Source organism: Burkholderia sp. DN3021 (assembly GCF_049805555.1).
In the GTDB taxonomy this organism is placed as follows: Bacteria; Pseudomonadota; Gammaproteobacteria; order Burkholderiales; family Burkholderiaceae; genus Burkholderia; species Burkholderia pyrrocinia_C.
Map to the genome: position 1 here is coordinate 12,036 of NZ_JBNCAB010000070.1, position 21,131 is coordinate 33,166.

Here is a 21,131-nt window from a genome sequence, read left to right on the forward strand (position 1 = left end):
CCGCCGCGCATCGCGACACTGCCATGCGCGGAAACGCTAATTAATAAACTGAAGAATAAGATCGGAAAACGAAATAATTGTGGCAGCGCGCAACGAGTGCCACGGCTGTGCAGCCGCAGCCGCGGTGCACTCAGGCGCCGGTGCTGCCCGTCGCGCGGTGCGCGATGACGTTCGGATGGTCGCCGCGCACGCCGAAGCGCGCGATCAGCGCGGGAATCGCGTCGGCCGGCACCGGGCGGGAGAACAGGAAGCCCTGCGCCTCGATCTCGCCGAGCGCGGACAGCCACGTGATCTGCTCCTCGGTTTCCGTGCCTTCGACGACGACGGTCAGGCCGAGCGAGCGCGCGAGATGCACGATCGACGACACCATCACGCACACGCTGCGATCGTTCGGGATCGCCTGCACGAACGAGCGGTCGACCTTCAGCGTGTCGACGGAGAAGCGGTGCAGGTACGACAGCGACGAATAGCCGGTGCCGAAATCGTCGAGTGCGATCCGGATGCCGAGCTTCTTCAGCGCGACGATCTTCTCGGACACGAGTTCCGGATATTCCATCATCGCGGTTTCGGTGATCTCGAGTTCGAGCCGGTTCGCGTCGATGCCGGTTTCCTGCAGCGTGCTCGAGATCGTCTCGATCAGGTCGCCGCGCCAGAACTGCACGGGCGAGATGTTGACCGCGAGCGTCAGCGTGTCGTGGCCCTCGTCGCGCCAGCGCGCGATCTGCTCGCACGCGGTGCGGATCACGAAGTCGCCGATCGGCACGATCAGGCCCGTCGATTCGGCGATCGAAATGAATTCGTTCGCGGAAATGATCCCGTGCTCGGGGTGGTCCCAGCGCGCGAGCGCCTCGAAGCCGGTGATGTAGCGGTGCGTGAGGTCGATTTTCGGCTGGTATGCGAGGAACAGTTGCCCTTCGGCGAGCGCGACGCGCAATTGCTGTTCCCAGCGCATCAGGTGGTCGGCACGGTGCGACAGGTGCGGCGCATAGAACTGGTAGCAGTTCTTGCCGGCGTCCTTCGCGCTGTACATCGCGAGGTCGGCCTTCTTCAGCAGATCGATCTCGCTCTCGTTCGCGACGGAGTGCAGCGCGATGCCGATGCTCGCATGCAGCACGAACGAACTGCCGCGCACGTCGAACGGTTCGCCGAACATCCGGATGATCGCTTCCGCGAGCCGCACCGCGCGCCGCTCGACGTCGTCGCCCTTCATCACGACGACGAACTCGTCGCCGCCGATGCGCGCGAGCGAGCCTTCGTCGCCGACCGCATCGGACAGGCGCGCCGCGGTCATCTGCAGCACGATGTCGCCGGCGTTGTGGCCGAGCGTGTCGTTGACGGTCTTGAAGTTGTCGAGATCGATGAACAGCAGGCCGAGCCGCGACAGGCTCGTCGGCATCGACACGTCGTTGCGCAGCCCGCGCAGCGTCGCATAGCGGTTCGCGAGGCCGGTGAGCAGGTCGAATTCCGCGAGCTGCGTCATCTCGCGCTCGCGGCCGAGCAGCTTGCCGATCAGGCCCGTCGCGACGCCGAAGAACGCGAGCATCGCGAGCGTGATGAAGCTCGTCATCAGCAGGTAGACGTTGCGCGTGTGGTAGTAATCCGCGAATTCCTCGGTCTGCGACAGCCCGACCATCACCGCGAGCGGGTAGCCGTCGAGGTGGCGGTACGACACGATGCGCGTCACGCCGTCGATCGGGTCGATGATCGTGCCCGTCACGCGCTCGGCGATCGGGTAGACGCCCGATGCCGAAAACGCGCCCGGCGCCTTGCTGAGCGAGCCCGTGCGCCGCGCGAGCACGCCGCCCGTGTCGGACACGACCGCGATCACGCCTTCCTTGCCGATCGCCGCGTTGTTGTAGAAGTCGTTCGTGAAATAGCTCGGGTCTTCCGACACGACGACGATGCCCGCGAAGCTGCCGTCCGGGTTGTTCAGGCGCCGCGTCATCTGCAGCGTCCAGTGGCTCGACACGCGGCCGAGCACGGGCTTGCTGATATAGAGGCGGTCGTCGTTGTGCGCGAGGTGGACCTTGAAGTGCTCGCGATCGGACAGGTTGATCGGCTGCGGATGGATTTCGGCGGTGTTCGCGAACAGGATGCCCCTGGCATTGACGAGCGACACCTGGATCAGCGTGTCGCTCGGCACGACGCCTTTCTCGACGGTGCTCGCGAGATTGAAGCGCGCGGGCGACTTCTCGAACTCGAACTTGACGAAGCGGGTGATCTGGTCGACCTGGTGGATCGCCTTGACCGTATGCTGCTCGAGCGCGGAGGACAGGATCGCCGCGGACGCCGCGGCTTCCTTGTACGCGCTGTCCTTCTCGACCGACAGACGCGCGATGATCACGGCCCACAGCAGCGCAAGCGCCAGTATCCCGAGCAGCGGGATCGCGAATAGCGCACGCCGGCGCGATTTGCGCGGCGCGCGCAGCGGCCGGGTAGGCGGCGTAGGGTTGGACCGGGCGGAGCTCATCGAAGAGGGTGGCGTCCTGCTCGCGTGCGCCATCCGTCGGGATGGCCGGCTATGGTTCGGGTCGCCCCGGCGTCTGTTCGTTCGCGGGATGCGCAACCATCGACAGACCTCCGAAACAACGGATTAGGCCCGATATTACTGGCTGGAGGGTTTTTGCGATAGCTGGGCGAATCGGAGGGGCGCCGGACGGGCCGGCGCCATGGCACATCGCGAAATGTCAGTCAGGCGACCGGAACGTGCCGTCGACGACCGTGACGGTGTGGCCGCCGATCCACGTCGTGCCGTCCTCGTCGTAGCTGACGAAGATGCGGCCGTCGCGGCCGATCGCCGTGCCCTGGCGGGCCGTATACGACCTGCCGGGGCGGCGTTCCTGCCGCGTCAGCAGCCCGGCCAGCGCGGCGTTGGCGCTGCCCGTGACAGGGTCCTCGCCGACGCCGAAGCCGCCGCCCGTCATCAGGCAGCGGATTTCGAACGTGGCGGGGCCGCCGTCGGCGTGCGGCGCATAGACCGCGAGGCCGTGCGTGCCGTAGCGGTGCGTGATCGCTTCCAGCGCGGCCGGATCGGGCGACAGGCCGATGCATGCGGCGGCCGACGTCAGCCGCACGACCAGCCACGGCGCGCCGTTGTCGACCGCGCACGGCTGCGCATCCAGGTCGATCGCGTCGCTGCGCAACGCGGCAGTCAGCGCCGCGTAGTCCGAACGGTCGAGCGGCGTGACGCGTGCCGGCGGCGCGGCGAACGCCCAGCCGTCGGCCTGCTCGCGCAGCGCGACCCGGCCGACCCCGCACTGCTGGATCAGCCGGCCCGGCGTGCGCGGCCGCGCGCCGCTTTCGAGGAACGCGTGCGCGGTGCCGAGCGTCGGGTGGCCGGCGAACGGCAGTTCGCCGCCCGGCGTGAAGATCCGTACGCGGTAGTCGGCTTCCGGATCGGTCGGCGTGCAGACGAACGTCGTCTCCGACAGGTTGGTCCAGCGGGCGATCGCGAGCATGTCGTCGTCGCCGAGCGAATCGGCGTCGAACACCACGGCGAGCGGGTTGCCCTTGAACGGCACCGACGTGAAGACGTCGACCTGCTTGAAGCGGACGAGATGACCGGGCATCGCGCTGCGCCCGTTACGCGACTTCGGCGATCAGCTCGATCTCGACGCACGCGCCGAGCGGGATCTGCGCGACGCCGAAGGCCGAGCGTGCGTGCTTGCCCGCATCGCCGAACACTTCGGCGATCAGCTCCGACGCGCCGTTCGTCACGATGTGCTGTTCGGTGAAGTCGAGCGTCGAGTTGACGAGGCTCATCAGCTTGACGATGCGCGTGACCTTGTTCAGGTCGCCGGTGTGCGCGTGCAGCGTCGCGAGCAGGTCGATCGCGATCGAGCGTGCGGCCGCCTTGCCGTCTTCCGTCTGCAGATCCGCGCCGAGCTTGCCGGCCCAGACCTTGCCGTCCTTCTTCGCGATGTGGCCCGACAGGTAGACCGTGTTGCCGCTTTGCGCGCTCATCACGTAGGCGGCGGCCGGTGCGCCGGCGGTCGGGAGCTCGATGCCGAGCGACTTCAGTTTGTCGTAGACGTTAGCCATGCGTTCGATTCCTCGTAGAGAGTCGTGACAGGAAAAGGGTGGGATCAGAGGCGCTCGCGCAGCAGCTTGCCGAGGCGAGCTACGCCTTCCTCGATCTTCTCGGGCGGCACCGTGACGAACGACAGGCGCAGCGTGTTCTGCTGCGCGTCGTTCGCGAAGAACGGCGCGCCCGGCACGAAGGCGACATGGTTGTCGACGGCCGCGGCGAGCAGCTTCATGCTGTCGATCTGCGCGGGCAGGTTCACCCAGATGAACATCCCGCCTTCCGGGCGGTTCCACGTGACGCCTTCCGGCATGTGGCGCGCGAGCGCGCCGAGCATCGCGTCGCATTGCGCGCTGTACAGTTCGCGGATCGTCGGGATGTGTTCGTCGAGGAAGCCGTCCTTGATCACTTCGTGCGCGATGCGCTGCGTCAGGGTCGGCGTGTGCAGGTCGGTGGCCTGCTTGGCCTGCACCAGCTTGAAGTGGAGTTCCTCGGGGGCAATGATGTAGCCGATCCGCAGGCCCGGTGCGAGCACCTTCGAGAACGTGCCGAGATGCACGACGTGGTCGGGCGCCATCGACAGCATCGTCGGCAGCGGCTCGCCGCGGTAGTTCAGCGCGCCGTACGGATCGTCTTCCAGCACCGGGAACGGGCTCGACTGCGCGAACGCGGCGAGCGCGCGGCGGCGCTCGACGGGCAGGCGGCGGCCGGTCGGGTTCTGGAAGTTCGGCTGCGCGTACAGGAGGCGCGCGCCTTGCGTGAGTTCGGGCGTGAGGCCTTCCGGCAGCAGGCCCTGCTCGTCGGTCGGCACCTGCACGTAGCGCGGCTCGTACAGCGAGAACGATTGCAGCGCGCCGAGGTAGGTCGGCGTTTCGACGAGGATCGGGCTGCCCGGATCGACGAGCGCCTTGCCGAGCAGGTCGAGCGCCTGCTGCGAGCCGGTCGTGATCAGCACCTGCGACACGCGCACGCTGTAGCGCTCGGCGATCCACTCGCGCAGCGGCAGGTAGCCTTCGGTCGCGCTGTACTGGAGCGCGGCGGCCGGCGCGTCGCGCAGCACGCGGTCGGCGGCAGCGCGCATGCGCTCGGCCGGGAACGTCGCGGGGGCGGGCAGGCCGCCGGCGAACGAGATGACCTCGGGGCGTTCCGTGACCTTCAGGATCTCGCGGATCGCAGAGCTCGTCAGCTTGCGGGCGCGTTCGGAAAGCTGCCAGTGCGGCGGATGCAGGTCGCTCGGATTCATAGTCTCCTCGTTCGGATATCGTGGTCAGTCAAGAAAGGTCGTTCGGGCGGATCGCTTCGACGCTTCCGGGTAGGCATGCGCGAGCGCGGTCGAGCCTTCGCGGCTGGGTGGGCAAAACCGATCAGGCAAAACAGCCATTATGGCGCACCTGTTCAGCCGGCGCGAGCCGGTTGCGCGGCGGTGGCGACCGCCGAGCGGCGCCCGAGCACCACGGTGGCGATCACGGCGGCCGCGAACAGCCACGTCGACGGCGTGACCGTTTCGCCGAACAGCAGCGCGGAAAATGCAATCGTGAAGAAAATCTGCAGCAGCTGCACCTGGCCGACGCGCGCGATGCCGCCCATCGCGAGCCCCGCGTACCACGCGAAGAAGCCGATGAACTGCGAAAAAAGGGTCACGTAGCCGAACGCGAGCCACGTGCGCAGCGCGAGCGGGCCCGGATGCGCGGCATGCTGCAGCCACGCGAGCCAGCCGACCGGCAGCACGAGGAACGGCGCGGACACGACGAGCGCCCAGCAGATCACCTGCCAGCCGCCGATCTGGCGCGCGAGGCGCGCGCCTTCCGCATAGCCGAGCGCGCCGATGCCGACCGCGACGAGCATCAGCGCGTCGCCGGCCTGTACGGTGCCGCCGCCGTCGCGCAGCGCGAACGCGATCACGAGCGCGCTGCCGGCCACCGCGCTGGCCCAGAACGCCTTCGACGGCCGCTCGTGCGACAGCCATGCGGCATACAACGCGACGAACAGCGGCTGCAGCCCGTTGACGACCGCGCCGTGCGAGGCCGGCACGGATTTCATCGCCCACGCGGAGAACACCGGATACGCGATGATCACGCCGGCCGACGTGATCGCGAGGCTTTTCAGCTGCGCGCGCGTCGGCAGCGGCTCGCGGCGCCACCACAGCAGCAGGCCAGCCGGCACGGCGGCGGCGAGCGCGCGGCCGAGCCCGTTGAGCAGCGGATTGAGTTCGGACACGACGATGCGCGTCATCGGCAGCGTCAGGCTGAAGATCATCACGCCGATCAGGCCGAGCAGCATGCCCCGGGTTTCGCGCGAATTCATGTCGAAGGTGTCTCCGAATTGCAGGGTGGTTGTAATGGACGGGCTTTCAGCGCAGCGTGCGTGCGCCCTGCGGCGTATCGAATTCGGCGACCAGCGCGGGCGGGCCGTCGCCGGTTTCCAGGTCGAGCAGGTGGGCGGCGCCGAGCCAGTCGAGCTGCTCGCGGATCGCGTCCGCACGCGGGTGGATACCCTTGAGCGCCTTCAGCGCGACGCCGTCGTCCGGCAGCGATTCGGCCGGGTGGTGCGGGCTGTCCCACTGGATCAGCGACGGCACGAGGCCGTCGCCCGCACCCTGCCATGCGGGGAACGTGCCGTCGTCGGGCACCGTGAGGCCCCAGCTCAGGTCGCCGCGCCGCATCGCGACGACGGGCGGGATGCGGGCTGGGTACTGGCTCTGCCACAGCACGAGCTGGCGCGGGCGGTCGACGCGCGCAACCCAGTGCGCGAGGAACGGGCCCTGCGCGAGCCGGGCGTGCATCGCCGGATCGTCGAGCCCGAACAGCCGCGCGCGCGGCGGCTCTGCACCGTCATCCGGGGCGGGCGCATCGGGGTCGATCGCGATCACTTCGAGGTAGAGCCCGCCCCATGCGCCGAACAGCGCATTGTGGGTCCGCATCAGCGGGTGGCGGCCGCCGCCGGCCGGTTCGATGCCGAGCGCGTCGGCGACATGGCGCACGCCTTCGTCGAGCGTGCGCGCGGCGATCACGAGATGGTCGAGTGTCAGGGAACGGGCTGGCATGAACGTCGGTCGGGGAGCGAAAGTGTCATGGTAGGCGGGCGTTGCGCCGGGCGGTTGCCGGACCGGCCGGCGCACGGGCCGCGGATCAGGCCGGCCGGCGCGGCTCCAGGTGCGGCGGGGCCGGAACGGCGGCCGCACGGTCGCCATCGCGGTCAACTGTAATCGTCGGCACCGGCACAGTAACGGTACAATCGGCGCGATAGCCTTCGGTACAGTTGGAGTTGCCGCCCCATGTCCACCGTTCCACTCGCCCAGATTCCCGTGCCGCACGATACGGCCACGCTCACGCTCGTCGACCAGCTGGTCCAGTGGGCCCGGCGGCGCATCGACGAGCGCGTGTTCCGTCCCGGCATGCGGATGCCGTCGATCCGCAAGCTCGCGCTCGACAAGAGCGTGTCGCGCTTTACCGTCGTCGAGGCGTACGAGCGCCTCGTCGCGCAGGGCTACCTCGACTCGCGGCGCGGCTCCGGCTTCTACGTGCGCGAGCGCACGGCCGGCCCGCAGCCGGTCGACAACGTGGCGCGCGTATCCGAAGCCGCGCCCGTGCACAACACGATCGACGTCGTCTGGCTGCTGCGCAACATGCTGCACACCGTCAGCCCGGAAAAGGGGCCCGGTCTCGGCTACCTGCCGGGCCGCTGGCTCGACGGCGAGCTGATCACCGGCGCGCTGCGCGCGCTCGGGCGCCAGTCCGGCGCGCAGATGCTCGGCTTCGGCACCGCGCAGGGTTTCCTGCCGCTGCGCCAGCAACTGCAGACGCGCCTTGCCGAAGTCGAGATCGGCGCGACGCCCGACCAGCTCGTGCTGGTATCGGGGATCACCCAGGCGATCGACCTGATTTCGCGGATCTACGTGCGGCCGGGCGACGCGGTGATCGTCGGCGATCCCGCGTGGTTCCAGATGTTCGGCCGCTTCGCGTCGCAGGGCGCGCAGCTCGTCGGGATGCCGTACACGCCGGACGGCCCCGATCTCGACGCGCTCGAGACGCTCGTGCAGATGTGGCGGCCGAAGATGCTCGTGATCAACTCGGTGCTGCAGAACCCGACCGGCACGTCGCTGTCGGCCGCGCAGGCATTCCGGATCCTGAAGCTCGCGGAGGCGTACGACTTCCTCGTCGTCGAGGACGACGTGTACGGCGACCTGTGCCCGCCGAGCTATCCGGCCACGCGGCTCGCGAGCCTCGACCAGCTGAAGCGCGTGATCTACCTCGGCAGCTATTCGAAGACGCTCGCGGCGAACCTGCGGGTCGGCTACGTCGCGTGCGCGCCGGAAATCGCGAAGGCGGTCACCGACCAGAAGATGCTGGTCGGGATGACGACGCCCGAGCTCAACGAGCGCGTGCTTTACAAGATCCTGACCGAGGGGCATTACCGGCGCCATGTCGAGCGGCTGCGCGCGCGGCTCGACGGCGTGCGCGACAAGACCGCGCGGATGCTCGAGCGCACCGGGCTGGGGCTCTTCGCGATGCCGGCGGCCGGGATGTTCCTGTGGGCCGACACGGGGGTCGATTCGGACGCGCTCGCGGCCGCCGCGCACGAAGAGGGGTTCCTGCTGACGCCCGGCAGCCTGTTTTCGCCGCAGCAGTCGCCGTCGACGTGGACACGCTTCAACGTCGCGAACTGCGGCGATCCGGCGTTGCCGGGGTTTCTCGCGCGCTACATCGATTCGGCGGTGCGGCGCGCGTCGTGACGCGGCGCGCCGGCCCTTGAAATCGGGCGCACCACCCCCAGATAGGCGCGCGAACCGCCGGCGCCGGGCGGTCGTCCGTGCGCGGGCCTCGCGGCATCGCGCGCCGGCCGCCTGCGCCACACCATTCAAGTTCAAGTAAGAGGAAACAATATCCATGGCACATGAAACGATGAGCTTTCAGGCAGAGGTCAAGCAACTCCTCCACCTGATGATCCATTCGCTCTACAGCAACAAGGAAATCTTCCTGCGCGAACTGGTGTCGAACGCGTCCGACGCGGCCGACAAGCTGCGTTTCGAGGGGCTCGCGGACAACGCGCTGTACGAGAACGATCCGAACCTGCGCATCCGCATCGGCTACGACAAGGCCGCGCGCACGATCACGATCGACGACAACGGCATCGGCATGAGCCGCGACGAGGCGATCGCGAACCTCGGCACGATCGCGCGTTCGGGCACCAAGGAATTCTTCACGAAACTGTCCGGCGACCAGCAGAAGGACGCGGCGCTGATCGGCCAGTTCGGCGTCGGCTTCTACTCGGGCTTCATCGTCGCGGACAAGATCACCGTCGAGACGCGCCGCGCGGGCCTGCCGGCGAACGAAGCCGTGCGCTGGGAAAGCGCGGGCGAGGGCGATTTCACGATCGACGCGATCGAGCGCGCGCAGCGCGGCACGACGATCACGCTGCATCTGCGCGAAGGCGAGGACGAGCTGCTGTCGTCGCACCGCCTGAAGTCGATCATCCAGAAGTACTCCGACCACATCGCGCTGCCGATCCTGATGCAGAAGGAAGAATGGGATCAGGAAAAGGGCGGGATGGTCCTGAAGGACGAGGACGAGACCGTCAACCAGGCGAGCGCGCTGTGGACGCGTTCGAAGAGCGACATCACCGACGAGCAGTACACGCAGTTCTACCAGCACGTCGCGCACGACCACCAGGATCCGCTCGCGTGGACGCACAACCGCGTCGAGGGCCGCAGCGAATACACGCAACTGCTGTTCGTGCCGTCGCACGCGCCGTTCGACCTGTGGAACCGCGACTATCGCGGCGGCCTGAAGCTGTACGTGAAGCGCGTGTTCATCATGGACGACGCCGAGCAACTGCTGCCGCAATACCTGCGCTTCGTGAAGGGCGTCGTCGATTCGGCCGACCTGCCGCTGAACGTGTCGCGCGAGATCCTGCAGGAAAGCCGCGACGTGAAGGCGATCCGCGAAGGCGTGACGAAGCGCGCGCTGTCGATGCTCGAAGAGCTCGCGAACGCGGAAGAGGATGCCGGCAAGGAAAAGTACAAGACGTTCTGGGGCGCGTTCGGCCAGGTGCTGAAGGAAGGCCTCGGCGAGGATCACGCGAACCGCGAGCGCATCGCGAAGCTGCTGCGCTTCGCGTCGACGCACGGCGACACCGATGCGCAGGACGTGTCGCTCGCCGACTACGTGTCGCGCATGAAGCCCGAGCAGAGCAAGATCTACTACGTGACGGCCGATACGTGGCAGGCCGCGAAGAACAGCCCGCATCTCGAGGTGTTCCGCAAGAAGGGCGTCGAGGTGCTGCTGCTGACCGACCGCGTCGACGAATGGATGCTGTCGTTCCTCAACGAGTTCGACGGCAAGCCGCTCGCGAGCGTCGCGCGCGGCGACCTCGATCTCGGCGAACTGAACGACGAAGAGAAGAAGGCGCAGGAACAAGCGGGCGAGGCGATCAAGCCCGTCGTCGAGAAGATGAAGGAAGCGCTCGGCGACAGGGTGAAGGAAGTACGCGTCACGTTCCGCCTGACCGATTCGCCGTCGTGCCTCGTCGCGGACGACAACGACATGAGCGGCTACCTGCAGCGGATGCTGAAGGCGGCCGGCCAGAACGCGCCGGCGATGCAGCCGATCCTCGAGATCAACCCCGAGCATGCGCTCGTGAAGCAGTTGAACGCCGACAGCGCCGATTTCGGCGACTGGTGCCATCTGCTGTTCGACCAGGCGCTGCTGGCAGAAGGCGGCATGCTCGACGATCCGGCGAGCTTCGTGAAGCGGACCAACGCGCTGCTGCTGTCGCGCGCCGCGTGAACGCGCGCATGCGATTCGACGGCGGTCAGGCCGGCTGGCGCGAGACGCCGCGGCCTGGCTGCACGCTCGACCAGCGCGACTGGCTGACGCGCGGCGGATCGCTGACCGCGCATCTCGCGCGGCTCGGCCGCGTGAACGTGCGCGTGACGCGCGAGGCCGTCGACTGTCCGTGGTTCGACGAGCCCGACGCGCTCGCCAGTTCGCCGCGCGCGCCGATGTGGGTGCGCGAGGTGCTCCTGTCGGTCGACGGTACGCCGTACGTCGCCGCGCACAGCATCGCGCCGCTCGCCGCAAGCAAGGGCGTGTGGCAGGCGATACGGCGGCTGCGCACGCGGCCGCTGGCGGAGCTGCTGTACAGCGATCCGCAGGTCGAGCGCTCGGCGCTCGTCAGCCGGCGCGTGATCGCCGGCCATCCGCTGTATGCGCTCGCGAGCCATGCGCTTGGCGCAGGCGCGCGAGCGCCGCACGCGTTCGTGGCGCGGCGCTCGGTGTTCCAGCGTCACGGCAAACCGTTGATGGTCACCGAGTGCATGCTGCCGGCGCTGTGGCGTCATCTCGACGCGCATGGCGACGGGCCGCGCTCGGGCGGCCAGGGCGGAGGCGCGTGATGCTGCAGGGCTTCGGGCCGGTGGTCGGGCCGAATACGCATACGATGATCCTCGGCAGCTTTCCGGGCGAGGCATCGCTCGATGCCGCGCAGTATTACGCGCATCCGCGCAACCAGTTCTGGCGGCTTTTGGGGGCGGTTCTGGGTGAGCCGGAACTGCACGCGCTCGATTACGATGCGCGGCTCGAACGCGTGCTGAAGCACGGCATCGGCATCTGGGACGTGCTCGCCGCGTGCCATCGCGAAGGCAGTCTCGATTCGGCGATTCGGAATGCGAAGCCGAACGACTTCGACTCATTGCGTGAGCATGCGCCGTTGCTGAAGAAGGTCTGCTTCAACGGCAAGACGGCGGGGCGGTTTGCTGAAGTGATCGGCGCCGCCGGTTACGAAACGCTCGTTCTGCCGTCTTCGAGCCCGGCAAATGCTTCGCTTTCGTTCGAGCAAAAGCTGCTGCGTTGGCGCGAAGTCGAATCCTGATTGCATGGGTGGTCTCCGAGCGTCAAATCAGCCCAAACCTCAACCCGTTCGAATGACTTCGATGCGCTGCGCGAGCATGCGCGCTTCGCTGAAGCGTGAAGCTAGAAACGCTCGACGCGTACCTCGACCGAGTCCTTGGGCACGGTCAGCCGCGTGCGGTCGAGCAGGGCATCCGCGGGCGCGGTGCCGTCCGGGTTCAACGGCCTCACCTTGTTGAACACCACGGAAAAACGCTCCGGCGTGACGGTGGCCGACGCATAACCCTGTGCGTCGTGGTCGGCGTAGCGCAGATCGGGGTTGTTCGTCATCAGGAAGGTGTCGAGTTTGGCCGGGGTGGCGGCCAGCGACGCAAGCGGCGTGCCGCTCCATGCGGCTTTCAGGTAGGAATAGAAGGACGCGCTGCTGATGCCTGCGCAGACGAAATCGACGGCCACGGGCGTACCTTTTTCCGGGTCGGGGTCGTCCCGCACGACGCCACACTGAAACGCATGCAGGTCCCCGCTGATCGCGACGACGTTGCGGATCCCCTGTTCGTTCAAGTATGAGAGCAGTTCGTGTTTGTGCGCCGGATAGCCGTCCCATGCGTCGCAATCGACCACGAGGCGTGCTGCCGGTGTCTTCGGCGCGCCTGGCATCACGGCCCACAGACGGTTCAACATCACCTCGTTGCCCCACACCTTCCAGGTCGCAGGCGAACCCTTTAGCGTGGCCTTCCACCATTGCGTCTGCTCCGGGCCGAGCATCGACGGCGCGCGACCAAGCTGCGCGGTATCCCGCGCCTCGAAGCGCTGCAGCACATTCTGGTTGACGAAGTAGCGCGAGCCGGCTGCGTCATCGCCATTGACCGGGTCGTGCCCGTGTACGCGCGCGACAGCCGCCTCGCTTACGACATGGTCGTCGCGATACAGCCGCTCGTCCGTCATCACGAGATGCATCAGCATGCCGAAGCGAAATTCGCGATAGATACGAATGTTGGTGTACGACGGATTGTCCGGTTCGAAGCGCACGTCGCTCCAGTCCACCGGCATGTACTCCGCCCATGCGCGACTGGCGTTGCGGCGACGCTGCGTCTCCTGCCTTTCCTCGTTGGTGTAGACCTGATGATCCTGCCAGCAGTCGTCGGAAAACTCGTGGTCGTCCCATATCGCGATCATCGGCAGGCGCCGGTGCAGCGTCTGCAAGCGCGGGTCGGTACGATAGGTGCGGTAGAGCGTCCGATAGTCTTCGAGCGTATCGGCATACACGCGGCCATCGGCGAGAGGCTTTCCGTCAGGCAGGCGCAGCGGAGGATGCGCCGCCTCGACCGAGCCTGGTCTCGAGGCCCCAACCGTTTCATAGATGTAATCGCCCACATGCACGACGAAATCGAGATCGCTTTCGGCTGCCAGCAGGCTCATGGCTTGCCAGTGATTGATGCTCCAGTCCTGGCAGGTGAGCCATGCGAAGCGAACGCGGGCGTTGGCCTCATGGGCATCCGGAGCCGTGCGCGCGACGCCGCTGGCACTCGCGTCGTCGCCGGCGACGAACCGGTAGTGATACGTGATATTCGGTGAGAGCTCCGTGACCTTCGCGCGCACGGTGAAATCATAGGTGGCGCGTGCCCTCAACGGTACGCTGGCGACGAGAGTCGAGAAATCCGGCCGCGTCGATACTTCGAGCCGTAACGGTATCGTGTGCGCGACGCCTTTTGCGCGGTGCCGCGCGTCCTCGAAGACTGGCACGCATCGCGTCCAGAACACGATGGAGCGATCGCGCGGATCACCGCTGGCGATGCCCTGCGGGAACCGATACCGGCCTTTGCGCACTGTGCCGGCAGACAGGACCGACCGCGGAACGCCAAGCGTACCGGTGGCTGCCGCAATCGTGAAAAAGGTCGACGACTTGAGGAAATGGCGTCGATCCATCGATCCTCCCGATCGACATACTATGGATGCCAGGAGAGGCGCGTCGCGATGCAGCAGTACGCGATCGTGCCTCGCGAACCTTCAGTGCCGTTCGACTGCTCCGCGCCGAACGGCCGGTTGCGAAATCGAAACGAGCGGCAACAGACAAACCGAACCTGATGCTACCGCGCCGCAACTCGACTCCACGGGTTAGGGCTTTGCATCGCCTCGCTTGGCGCCGATGGCCGCGGCAATGCGACTTTGTGCAGCGACGAGTTGGTCATCGGTGGTCGCCACCAGCCACAGACGTGCGTGCTCCTCGATCCGACGGTTGTGGTCCTTCAATGGACCCATCGCGGCAGCGGCCTTCCAGACCACCGGGCCGACTCGGCTACTCCTGCCCGACGGCGCGCCTACCAGCAGGCAGTAAGGTCCCAGCGGAAGCGATACGAACGGAAGTGCCGGACTGGCGATCACGCGCCAGTCGATGAAGGGTGTATCGCTGATCAGCAGCGGCGTGGGCAAGCCGTAGAGCACACTGAAATCGTACAGCGCCAGCTGCTCTCTCATGCCGACGTAAATTCGCCGAATGTCGTCGACAACCGCCGCGCGGATCTCGTCCTCGAACATGGGTTCCTGCGCGTAGCGGGCAAATGCCTTTCGAGCCTCCCATTGATACGCGCTGAACATGCCGATCTCCACGCAGTCCTGCACTGCGCGCTGAACCTCTGCTACGGAACCGGCTTCCTCTGGCGTGCCCAACTGCGCAGCCCGCAAAAAGCGGGCGAGTCCCGACTCGTGGATCGCAGGACCGTCCGCAGATGCATCGTCGTCGGCGTTCTTGCCCAGGGGCACGTAGATATATTTCTCGGCAGCGAAATGCGATTTCTTGCCTTCATCGAACTTGATTTCGCCATCGACGCAGTCCAGATAGCGAGTCCCGATTCGACCGTGCTCCCAAACCCAATTTTTCAGGAACGGGCGTAGTGGATGTTGTCTGTCGTGATCGGCCATTGAAACCTCCAGGTTTTCCAGTATGAGCCATTCCAGCAACTCTTCTTGTCGTTCGAGGCCATGTGGTCCCTCGTCGTAGCAGCGAGCCGTTGCGGCTCGACGTGGACGGGCGGAAAGGTGGCGGTCTTCATCAGGCAACTTCCTCTGACGCCGATGCGATGCATTATCGTTCACGCCGAGCGCGGTTGCACGTCGGTCGGTCGACGGAGCGCAAGGGGCGATCCGTCTCGGCGGCCGCCACCCCGCACCAATGCTATCCTCTCGTCCGCTCATCCGGCATCACCCAAAGAGATTCAATCATGACCCGACTGATCAAGCGCGCGTCCGCCGAGGCGCGTGCGTTCAAGCAAGGCAAGCCGTCCTCCTACAACGGCTCCGAAAAACTCCAGCCGCCGCGTGTGAAGCGCCGCCCGGAAATCGACGAACACGACGACGTGCCCGTGCTCGAAGCGCCGCGCAAGCCGCGCTTCGCGCCCGTCACGTTCTCCGAAGAGGGCGGCGTGCGCTTCCTGCACTTCGGCACCGAATGGGTGCAGGGTGCGATGCGGATTTCGAAGCCGCTGCATATCGAACTCGAATACGCACAGCAGATGATGGCGTGGCTGCTGTTCCTCGAAACGCCCGAGCGGATCGTCCAGCTCGGGCTCGGCACCGGCGCGCTGACCAAGTTCTCGCACCGCTTCCTGCCGCACGCGAAGGTCGAGGCCGTCGAGCTGAACCCGGCCGTGATCGTCGCCGCGCGCACGATGTTCGCGATGCCGCCCGACGACGCGCGCCTCGCCGTGCACGAAGCCGACGCCTGGGATTTCGTCAACGATCCGGCCAATCGCGGCACGACGGGCGCGATCCAGATCGACCTGTACGACGCGACCGCGCGCGGCCCCGTGCTCGACAGCGTCGCGTTCTACCGTGCGGTGCGCGGCTGCCTCGCCGACGCGGGCATCGCGACGATCAACCTGTTCGGCGATCATCCGAGCTTCGTGCGCAACATGAAGCACCTGAACGCGGCGTTCGATCATCGCGTGATCGCGCTGCCCGAAGTGCACGACGGCAACCGGATCGCGATCGCGTTCTCGGGCCCCGCGCTCGACGTGCCGTTCGCGCAGCTCGACGCACGCGCGAAGCTGATCGAGGACACGCTGAAGCTGCCCGCGCGCAAGTGGGTGAAAGCTTTGAAAGAAACGATCGGCGCACGCGACACCTCGTTCGCGATCTGACGCTTCATGCACCGGCGGCATGCCGGTGCAGCCGCGCGACAAGGGGCGGATCACCTCGGGTTCGCCCCCGCTTGACCGCGTGCTCGCGGCTCCTATACTGGCGCGAAGCCAGCGGAGCCGCAGCCTACCCGTTTTGCCGCTCCTCTCGCCGCCGTACCCGCTCAACAAGATCAATAACCGGGAAAGATGAGGAGACGTCATGGCTCACGATGCCGACGCCAATCGAGCCGCCAAGCGCTGGCTCTGGCTGCTGGTGCTGCCGCTGATCGCGATGGTCTGGGTGCCGTCGTACAACAAGGTCGATCCGCAATGGCTCGGCTTTCCGTTCTTCTACTGGTACCAGTTGCTGTGGGTCTTCATTAGCGCGGCGATCACCGCGTTCGTGTACTTCAAGACCAAGAACGCGTGGAAGGCGAGCGGCCCGCAGGGAGGTGCGCGATGAATCTCGGCGCAACCTTCGTCTTCGTCCTGCTGTTCATCGGCGTCACGATCATCGGTTTCCTGGCCGCGAACTGGCGGCGCGGCGATCTCGCCCATCTCGACGAATGGGGCCTCGGCGGACGCCGCTTCGGCACGATCGTCACGTGGTTCCTGCTCGGCGGCGACCTCTACACGGCATATACGTTCGTCGCGGTGCCCGCGCTCGTGTTCGGCGCCGGCGCGATGGGCTTCTTCGCGCTGCCTTATACGATCCTGATCTATCCGTTCGCGTTCGTCGTGTTTCCGAAGCTGTGGAGCATCGCGAAGCGGCACGGCTACGTGACGGCCGCCGACTTCGTCAACGCGCGCTACGGCAGCCGGATGCTCGCACTCGCGATCGCGGTGACGGGCATCCTCGCGACAATGCCGTACATCGCGCTGCAGCTCGTCGGCATCGAAGTGGTGATCGGCGCGCTCGGTTTCGACACGACCGGCTTCGTCGGCGACCTGCCGCTGATCATCGCGTTCGCGATCCTCGCCGCGTACACGTACACGTCGGGGCTGCGCGCGCCCGCGATGATCGCGATCGTGAAGGACGTCCTGATCTACATCACGATCGCCGCGGCGGTCATCGTGATTCCCGCGAAGCTCGGCGGCTTCGGGCAGATCTTCGCTCACGTGCCGCCCGCGAAGCTGCTGCTGAAGGCGCCGGACGCGGCGAGCCTGAACGGCTACAGCGCGTACGTGACGCTCGCGATCGGCTCGGCGCTCGCGCTGTTCCTGTATCCGCACTCGGTCACGGCCATCCTGTCGTCGTCGTCGGGCAACTCGATCCGCCGCAACATGGCGATGCTGCCCGCTTACTCGTTCGTGCTCGGCCTGCTCGCGCTGCTCGGCTACATGGCGCTTGCGGCGGGCGTGAAGGACATGCCGCAGTACGCGCCGTACTTCAAGGCGTTCGGCCCGAACTTCGCGGTGCCCGCGCTGTTCCTCGAGTATTTCCCGTCGTGGTTCGTCGGCGTCGCGTTCGCGGCTATCGGCATCGGCGCGCTGGTGCCGGCGGCGATCATGTCGATCGCGGCCGCGAACCTGTACACGCGCAACATCCACCGCGAGTTCATCAACCGCAACATGACGCACGACCAGGAGACGCACGTCGCGAAGCTCACTTCGCTGATCGTGAAGGTCGGCGCGGTCGCGTTCATCCTCGGGCTGCCGCTGACCTACGCGATCCAGTTGCAGCTGCTCGGCGGGATCTGGATCATCCAGACGCTGCCCGCGATCGTGCTCGGCCTGTACACGCGCCTGCTCGACCATCGCGGCCTGCTGATCGGCTGGGCGGCCGGCATCGTGTGCGGTACGTGGATGGCGGTGTCGCTGAAGCTCGCGAGCTCGATCTTCACGATCCACCTGTTCGGCCTCGCGATTCCCGGCTACGCGGCCGTGTGGTCGCTGATCGTGAACCTCGTGGTGTCGATCGTGGTGAGCGTGCTGGTGCGCGTGATGGGCATCGCGCATGCGGAGGATCGCACGCGGCCGGAGGATTATCTCGACGTCGTCGAAGGCTGACGCGGGCGGCGCGGTGGCCGCCTGCCGCGGCTCGCGCGACGCAACAACGAACACGCCCGCCACCGTGAGGCGGCGGGCGTTTTTTTACGTCAGCCCTGCGCGCGTTTCGCGAGTTCCTCGCGCTGCGACAGATCCTCGACGTTGACCATCCAGTGCACGCCGAAACGGTCCTTCGCCATCCCGAAGCCGAGCGCCCAGAACGTCTTGCCGAACGGCATCGTCACTTCGCCGCCGTCGGCGAGCGCATCGAACAGCTTCTTGCCTTCCTCGACGGTCGCCGGGTTCAGCGACAGCGAATAGCCGGCGTGCGTGCCGGCCGGCTGACTGCAGTCGCCGTCCGAGCACATGATCATCGAGTCGCCGATCGTGAAGCTCGCATGCATCACCTTGTCGGCCATCTCGGGCGTGATCGCGTGTTCGGGATTCGGCGGCGCATCCTTGAAATGCATCTTGAACATCGTCTTCGCGCCGAGCGCCTTTTCGTAGAATCGAAGGGCTTCGTCTGCGCGGCCGTAGAACGTCAGGTACGGTTGAACTTGCATCGTTGTCTCCTGTAATGAGTCGGGCCCGCGCGTCGGCGCGGGTTCGGCGTCGTGCAAGATTGACTGGGAAGGGGTACGTCGAGAGGCGGCCGGCGCACCCGTGACGTGGATTGTAGTGCGCGTGCTTGACGATGGAATGAAAAATAAAACGGCCGCGAACATCACGTTCGCGGCCGTTTGCGGCGCGCTTGCTGACGGCTGTTGTCAGTGCTGCTGACAGCCGCTGACGCGCGGCACGCTTCAGCGCAGCGCGTCGATCAGCTTCTCGAGCTTCACCGCATCGGCGGCGAACACGCGGATGCCTTCGGCGAGCTTTTCGGTTGCCATCGCTTCGTCGTTCAGCTGGAAGCGGAACGATGCCTCGTCGATTGCCACGCGTTCGGCCGGCTTGTCCTGCAGCGCTTCCGGCGACAGCTTGCGCGAAACCGTCTCGTTGCTGTCCTGCAGCTTTTGCAGCAAATCGGGACTGATCGTCAGCAGGTCGCAGCCGGCGAGTTCGATGATCTGGCTGGTCGTGCGGAAGCTCGCGCCCATCACTTCGGTGTTGTAGCCGAACGTCTTGTAGTACGTGTAGATGCGGCGCACCGACTGCACGCCCGGGTCGTTCGCACCGCCGTCCTTCGCTTCATCCCATTCCGCGCCGGCCTGCTTCTTGTACCAGTCGTAGATGCGGCCGACGAACGGCGAGATCAGCTGCGCGCCGGCTTCCGCGCACGCGGCGGCCTGCACGAGCGAGAAAAGCAGGGTCATGTTGCACTTGATCCCTTCCTTCTGCAGCACCTCGGCCGCGCGGATGCCTTCCCACGTCGACGCGAGCTTGATCAGGATGCGCTCGCGGCCGATGCCTGCTGCTTCGTACAGCTTGATCAGTTCGTGCGCCTTGTCGATCGAGCGCTTCGCGTCGAACGACAGGCGCGCGTCGACCTCGGTCGACACGCGGCCCGGGATCAGCTTCAGGATCTCGGTGCCGAACGCGATCAGCAGGCGGTCGATGATGAAGTCGGCGCTTTCGTTGCGATGATCGCGGACGGTTTTCTCGAGGATCGGCTTGTACGCATCCTTCTGGACGGCCTTCAGGATCAGCGACGGGTTCGTGGTCGCGTCCTGCGGCTTGTATTGCGCAAGCTGCTGGAAGTCGCCCGTGTCGGCGACGACGGTCGTGTACTGCTTCAGCTGGTCGAGTGCGGTAGTCATGGCGATTCGGAAGAAGGGCGCGGGGCGCCGGGTTCTCACGGGCCGCGCGAGCGCGGCGGCGAAGCGAAGCGGCACCGGGCGCCGCTTTCGATCCATCATTTTAGGCCCGATTCGTGTCGGGCACGTTTTGGCGTGCCCCGGAGTGGGCACGGCAACCGCCGCAGCGGGCGGCGAGCCGCGTCACGCCGCCGGGCGCCGGGCGTTCAGGATCACCTGCGTGACGATCCCCGCGACGAGCCCCCAGAACGCCGGGCCGATCGACAGCAGCGTGAGGCCCGACGCGGTGACCATGAACGTGACGAGCGCGGCTTCGCGCTGCTTCACGTCCTGCATCGCGTTCGCGAGCCCGCTCATGATCGAGCCGAACAGCGCGAGCGCGGCGACCGACACGACGAGCGCCTTCGGCAGCGCCGCGAACAGCGCGGCGATCGTCGCGCCGAAGACTCCGGCGACCAGGTAGAACGTGCCGCACCACACGGCGGCCGTGTAGCGCTTCGCGTGATCTTCATGCGCTTCGGGGCCTGTGCAGATCGCGGCGGTGATCGCCGCGAGGTTCACGCCGTGCGAGCCGAACGGCGCGAGCAGTAATGACGCGAGGCCGGTCGTCGCGATCAGCGGCGACGATGGCGTCCGATAGCCGTCCGCGCGCAGCACCGCGATGCCCGGCACGTTCTGCGACGCCATCGCGACGACGAACAGCGGAATGCCGATGCTGACGATCGACGCGATCGAAAACGCGGGCATCGTGAACACGGGCTGCGCGAGCGCGATGTGGAAGCGGCTGAAGTCGAGCAGGCCGAGGCCGCCGGCCACCGCCGTGCCGACGATCAGCGTCGTCGGAATCGCATAGCGCGGCGCGAGCCGCTTGACGATCAGGTACGTGAAGAACATCGCGAGCACGAGCGCGGTCTGGAACTGCGCGGCGCGGAAGATCTCGATGCCGATCTCGAACAGGATGCCCGCGAGCAAGGCGGCTGCGATGCCGGCCGGAATCCGGCGCATCAGCGTGTCGAACAGGCCGCTCATGCCGATGGCCGTCAGCAGCAGCGCGCACACGACGAACGCGCCGATCGCGTCGGCGTAGGGCACGCCGGGCAGCGACGCGATCAACAGCGCGGCGCCGGGCGTCGACCACGCGACGACGACCGGCGCGCGAAAGCGCAGCGACAGGCCGATCGTCGTCAGCGCCATGCCGATCGACAGCGCCCAGATCCACGACGAGATCTGCGCATCGGTGAGGTGGGCGGCGCGGCCGGCCTGGAACATCAGCACGAGCGAACTCGTGTAGCCGGTCATCATCGCGACGAAGCCGGCGACGAGCGCCGAGACGGACGTGTCGGCGAAAAAGCGGCGGCCGCCGGCGCGGCCCGCGCTCGCGGTGGGCGAGGGGTTCATGCTA

General features: G+C 66.8%; 18 protein-coding genes. 7 read left to right on the top strand and 11 right to left on the bottom strand.

Going from position 1 to position 21,131, the window contains the following annotated elements:
- Nucleotides 1-130: 130 nt before the first annotated feature.
- The 6 genes from ACPUER_RS27215 to ACPUER_RS27240 all read right to left on the bottom strand — a co-directional run bounded on the left by ACPUER_RS27215 (nt 131) and on the right by ACPUER_RS27240 (nt 7,067).
- Nucleotides 131-2,470: a bifunctional diguanylate cyclase/phosphodiesterase gene (locus ACPUER_RS27215; protein ID WP_425132607.1), complete on the bottom strand. Its 2,340-nt coding sequence runs from the start codon at nt 2,468-2,470 to the stop codon at nt 131-133.
- A 217-nt stretch (nt 2,471-2,687) separates the two neighbouring features.
- A complete protein-coding gene (locus tag ACPUER_RS27220) occupies nt 2,688-3,569 on the bottom strand; it encodes a PhzF family phenazine biosynthesis protein (RefSeq protein ID WP_425132608.1) in 882 nt (293 codons plus the stop codon).
- Between the two features lie 13 nt (nt 3,570-3,582).
- A complete protein-coding gene (locus ACPUER_RS27225; protein WP_034208050.1) occupies nt 3,583-4,041 on the bottom strand; it encodes a RidA family protein in 459 nt (152 codons plus the stop codon).
- 44 nt (nt 4,042-4,085) lie between these two features.
- Nucleotides 4,086-5,267, bottom strand: coding sequence for a PLP-dependent aminotransferase family protein (locus ACPUER_RS27230; RefSeq protein WP_175962834.1), 1,182 nt, complete (start codon nt 5,265-5,267; stop codon nt 4,086-4,088).
- Nucleotides 5,268-5,419: 152 nt separating this feature from the next.
- Nucleotides 5,420-6,328 carry a DMT family transporter gene (locus tag ACPUER_RS27235; RefSeq protein ID WP_034184796.1) on the bottom strand — a complete coding sequence of 303 codons (909 nt, stop codon included), beginning with the start codon at nt 6,326-6,328 and terminating at the stop codon, nt 5,420-5,422.
- Between the two features lie 46 nt (nt 6,329-6,374).
- On the bottom strand, nt 6,375-7,067 hold the full coding sequence (locus tag ACPUER_RS27240) for a VOC family protein (protein WP_425132609.1): 693 nt from the start codon (nt 7,065-7,067) through the stop codon (nt 6,375-6,377).
- A 231-nt stretch (nt 7,068-7,298) separates the two neighbouring features.
- Between ACPUER_RS27240 and ACPUER_RS27245 the strand changes: the two genes are divergently transcribed.
- From ACPUER_RS27245 to ACPUER_RS27260, 4 genes are all read left to right on the top strand, one after another.
- Nucleotides 7,299-8,756 carry a PLP-dependent aminotransferase family protein gene (locus ACPUER_RS27245; protein ID WP_072440824.1) on the top strand — a complete coding sequence of 486 codons (1,458 nt, stop codon included), beginning with the start codon at nt 7,299-7,301 and terminating at the stop codon, nt 8,754-8,756.
- Nucleotides 8,757-8,910: 154 nt separating this feature from the next.
- Nucleotides 8,911-10,809 carry a molecular chaperone HtpG gene (htpG, locus tag ACPUER_RS27250; protein WP_175962837.1) on the top strand — a complete coding sequence of 633 codons (1,899 nt, stop codon included), beginning with the start codon at nt 8,911-8,913 and terminating at the stop codon, nt 10,807-10,809.
- An 8-nt stretch (nt 10,810-10,817) separates the two neighbouring features.
- Nucleotides 10,818-11,417, top strand: a complete 600-nt coding sequence (locus tag ACPUER_RS27255) for a chorismate--pyruvate lyase family protein (protein WP_425132610.1) — start codon at nt 10,818-10,820, stop codon at nt 11,415-11,417.
- Nucleotides 11,417-11,893: a DNA-deoxyinosine glycosylase gene (locus ACPUER_RS27260; RefSeq protein WP_425132611.1), complete on the top strand. Its 477-nt coding sequence runs from the start codon at nt 11,417-11,419 to the stop codon at nt 11,891-11,893. Before ACPUER_RS27255 ends, ACPUER_RS27260 begins: the two co-directional genes overlap by 1 nt.
- Before the next feature lie 101 nt (nt 11,894-11,994).
- Here the strand turns inward: ACPUER_RS27260 and ACPUER_RS27265 are convergent, their stop codons facing one another.
- Together ACPUER_RS27265 and ACPUER_RS27270 are read right to left on the bottom strand one after the other, a co-directional pair.
- Complete coding sequence (locus ACPUER_RS27265) at nt 11,995-13,797, bottom strand: alkaline phosphatase D family protein (protein ID WP_425132612.1); 1,803 nt, start codon at nt 13,795-13,797, stop codon at nt 11,995-11,997.
- Nucleotides 13,798-13,986: 189 nt separating this feature from the next.
- Complete coding sequence (locus tag ACPUER_RS27270) at nt 13,987-14,790, bottom strand: hypothetical protein (protein WP_425132615.1); 804 nt, start codon at nt 14,788-14,790, stop codon at nt 13,987-13,989.
- A gap of 299 nt (nt 14,791-15,089) precedes the next feature.
- Here ACPUER_RS27270 and ACPUER_RS27275 point away from each other — a divergent pair, with 299 nt between their 5' ends.
- From ACPUER_RS27275 to mctP, 3 genes are all read left to right on the top strand, one after another.
- Complete coding sequence (locus tag ACPUER_RS27275; protein WP_034184804.1) at nt 15,090-16,007, top strand: spermidine synthase; 918 nt, start codon at nt 15,090-15,092, stop codon at nt 16,005-16,007.
- Between the two features lie 199 nt (nt 16,008-16,206).
- Complete coding sequence (locus tag ACPUER_RS27280) at nt 16,207-16,449, top strand: DUF3311 domain-containing protein (RefSeq protein ID WP_072440815.1); 243 nt, start codon at nt 16,207-16,209, stop codon at nt 16,447-16,449.
- A complete protein-coding gene (gene mctP / locus ACPUER_RS27285) occupies nt 16,446-17,996 on the top strand; it encodes a monocarboxylate uptake permease MctP (RefSeq protein ID WP_175962839.1) in 1,551 nt (516 codons plus the stop codon). Before ACPUER_RS27280 ends, mctP begins: the two co-directional genes overlap by 4 nt.
- A gap of 89 nt (nt 17,997-18,085) precedes the next feature.
- On the opposite strand, the gene ACPUER_RS27290 is transcribed toward mctP, so the two are convergent.
- From ACPUER_RS27290 to ACPUER_RS27300, 3 genes are all read right to left on the bottom strand, one after another.
- Nucleotides 18,086-18,538, bottom strand: coding sequence for a VOC family protein (locus tag ACPUER_RS27290; RefSeq protein ID WP_072440943.1), 453 nt, complete (start codon nt 18,536-18,538; stop codon nt 18,086-18,088).
- Nucleotides 18,539-18,778: 240 nt separating this feature from the next.
- On the bottom strand, nt 18,779-19,732 hold the full coding sequence (tal, locus tag ACPUER_RS27295) for a transaldolase (protein ID WP_425132613.1): 954 nt from the start codon (nt 19,730-19,732) through the stop codon (nt 18,779-18,781).
- A 180-nt stretch (nt 19,733-19,912) separates the two neighbouring features.
- Nucleotides 19,913-21,127, bottom strand: a complete 1,215-nt coding sequence (locus ACPUER_RS27300; RefSeq protein WP_425132614.1) for a benzoate/H(+) symporter BenE family transporter — start codon at nt 21,125-21,127, stop codon at nt 19,913-19,915.
- Nucleotides 21,128-21,131 lie beyond the last annotated feature (4 nt).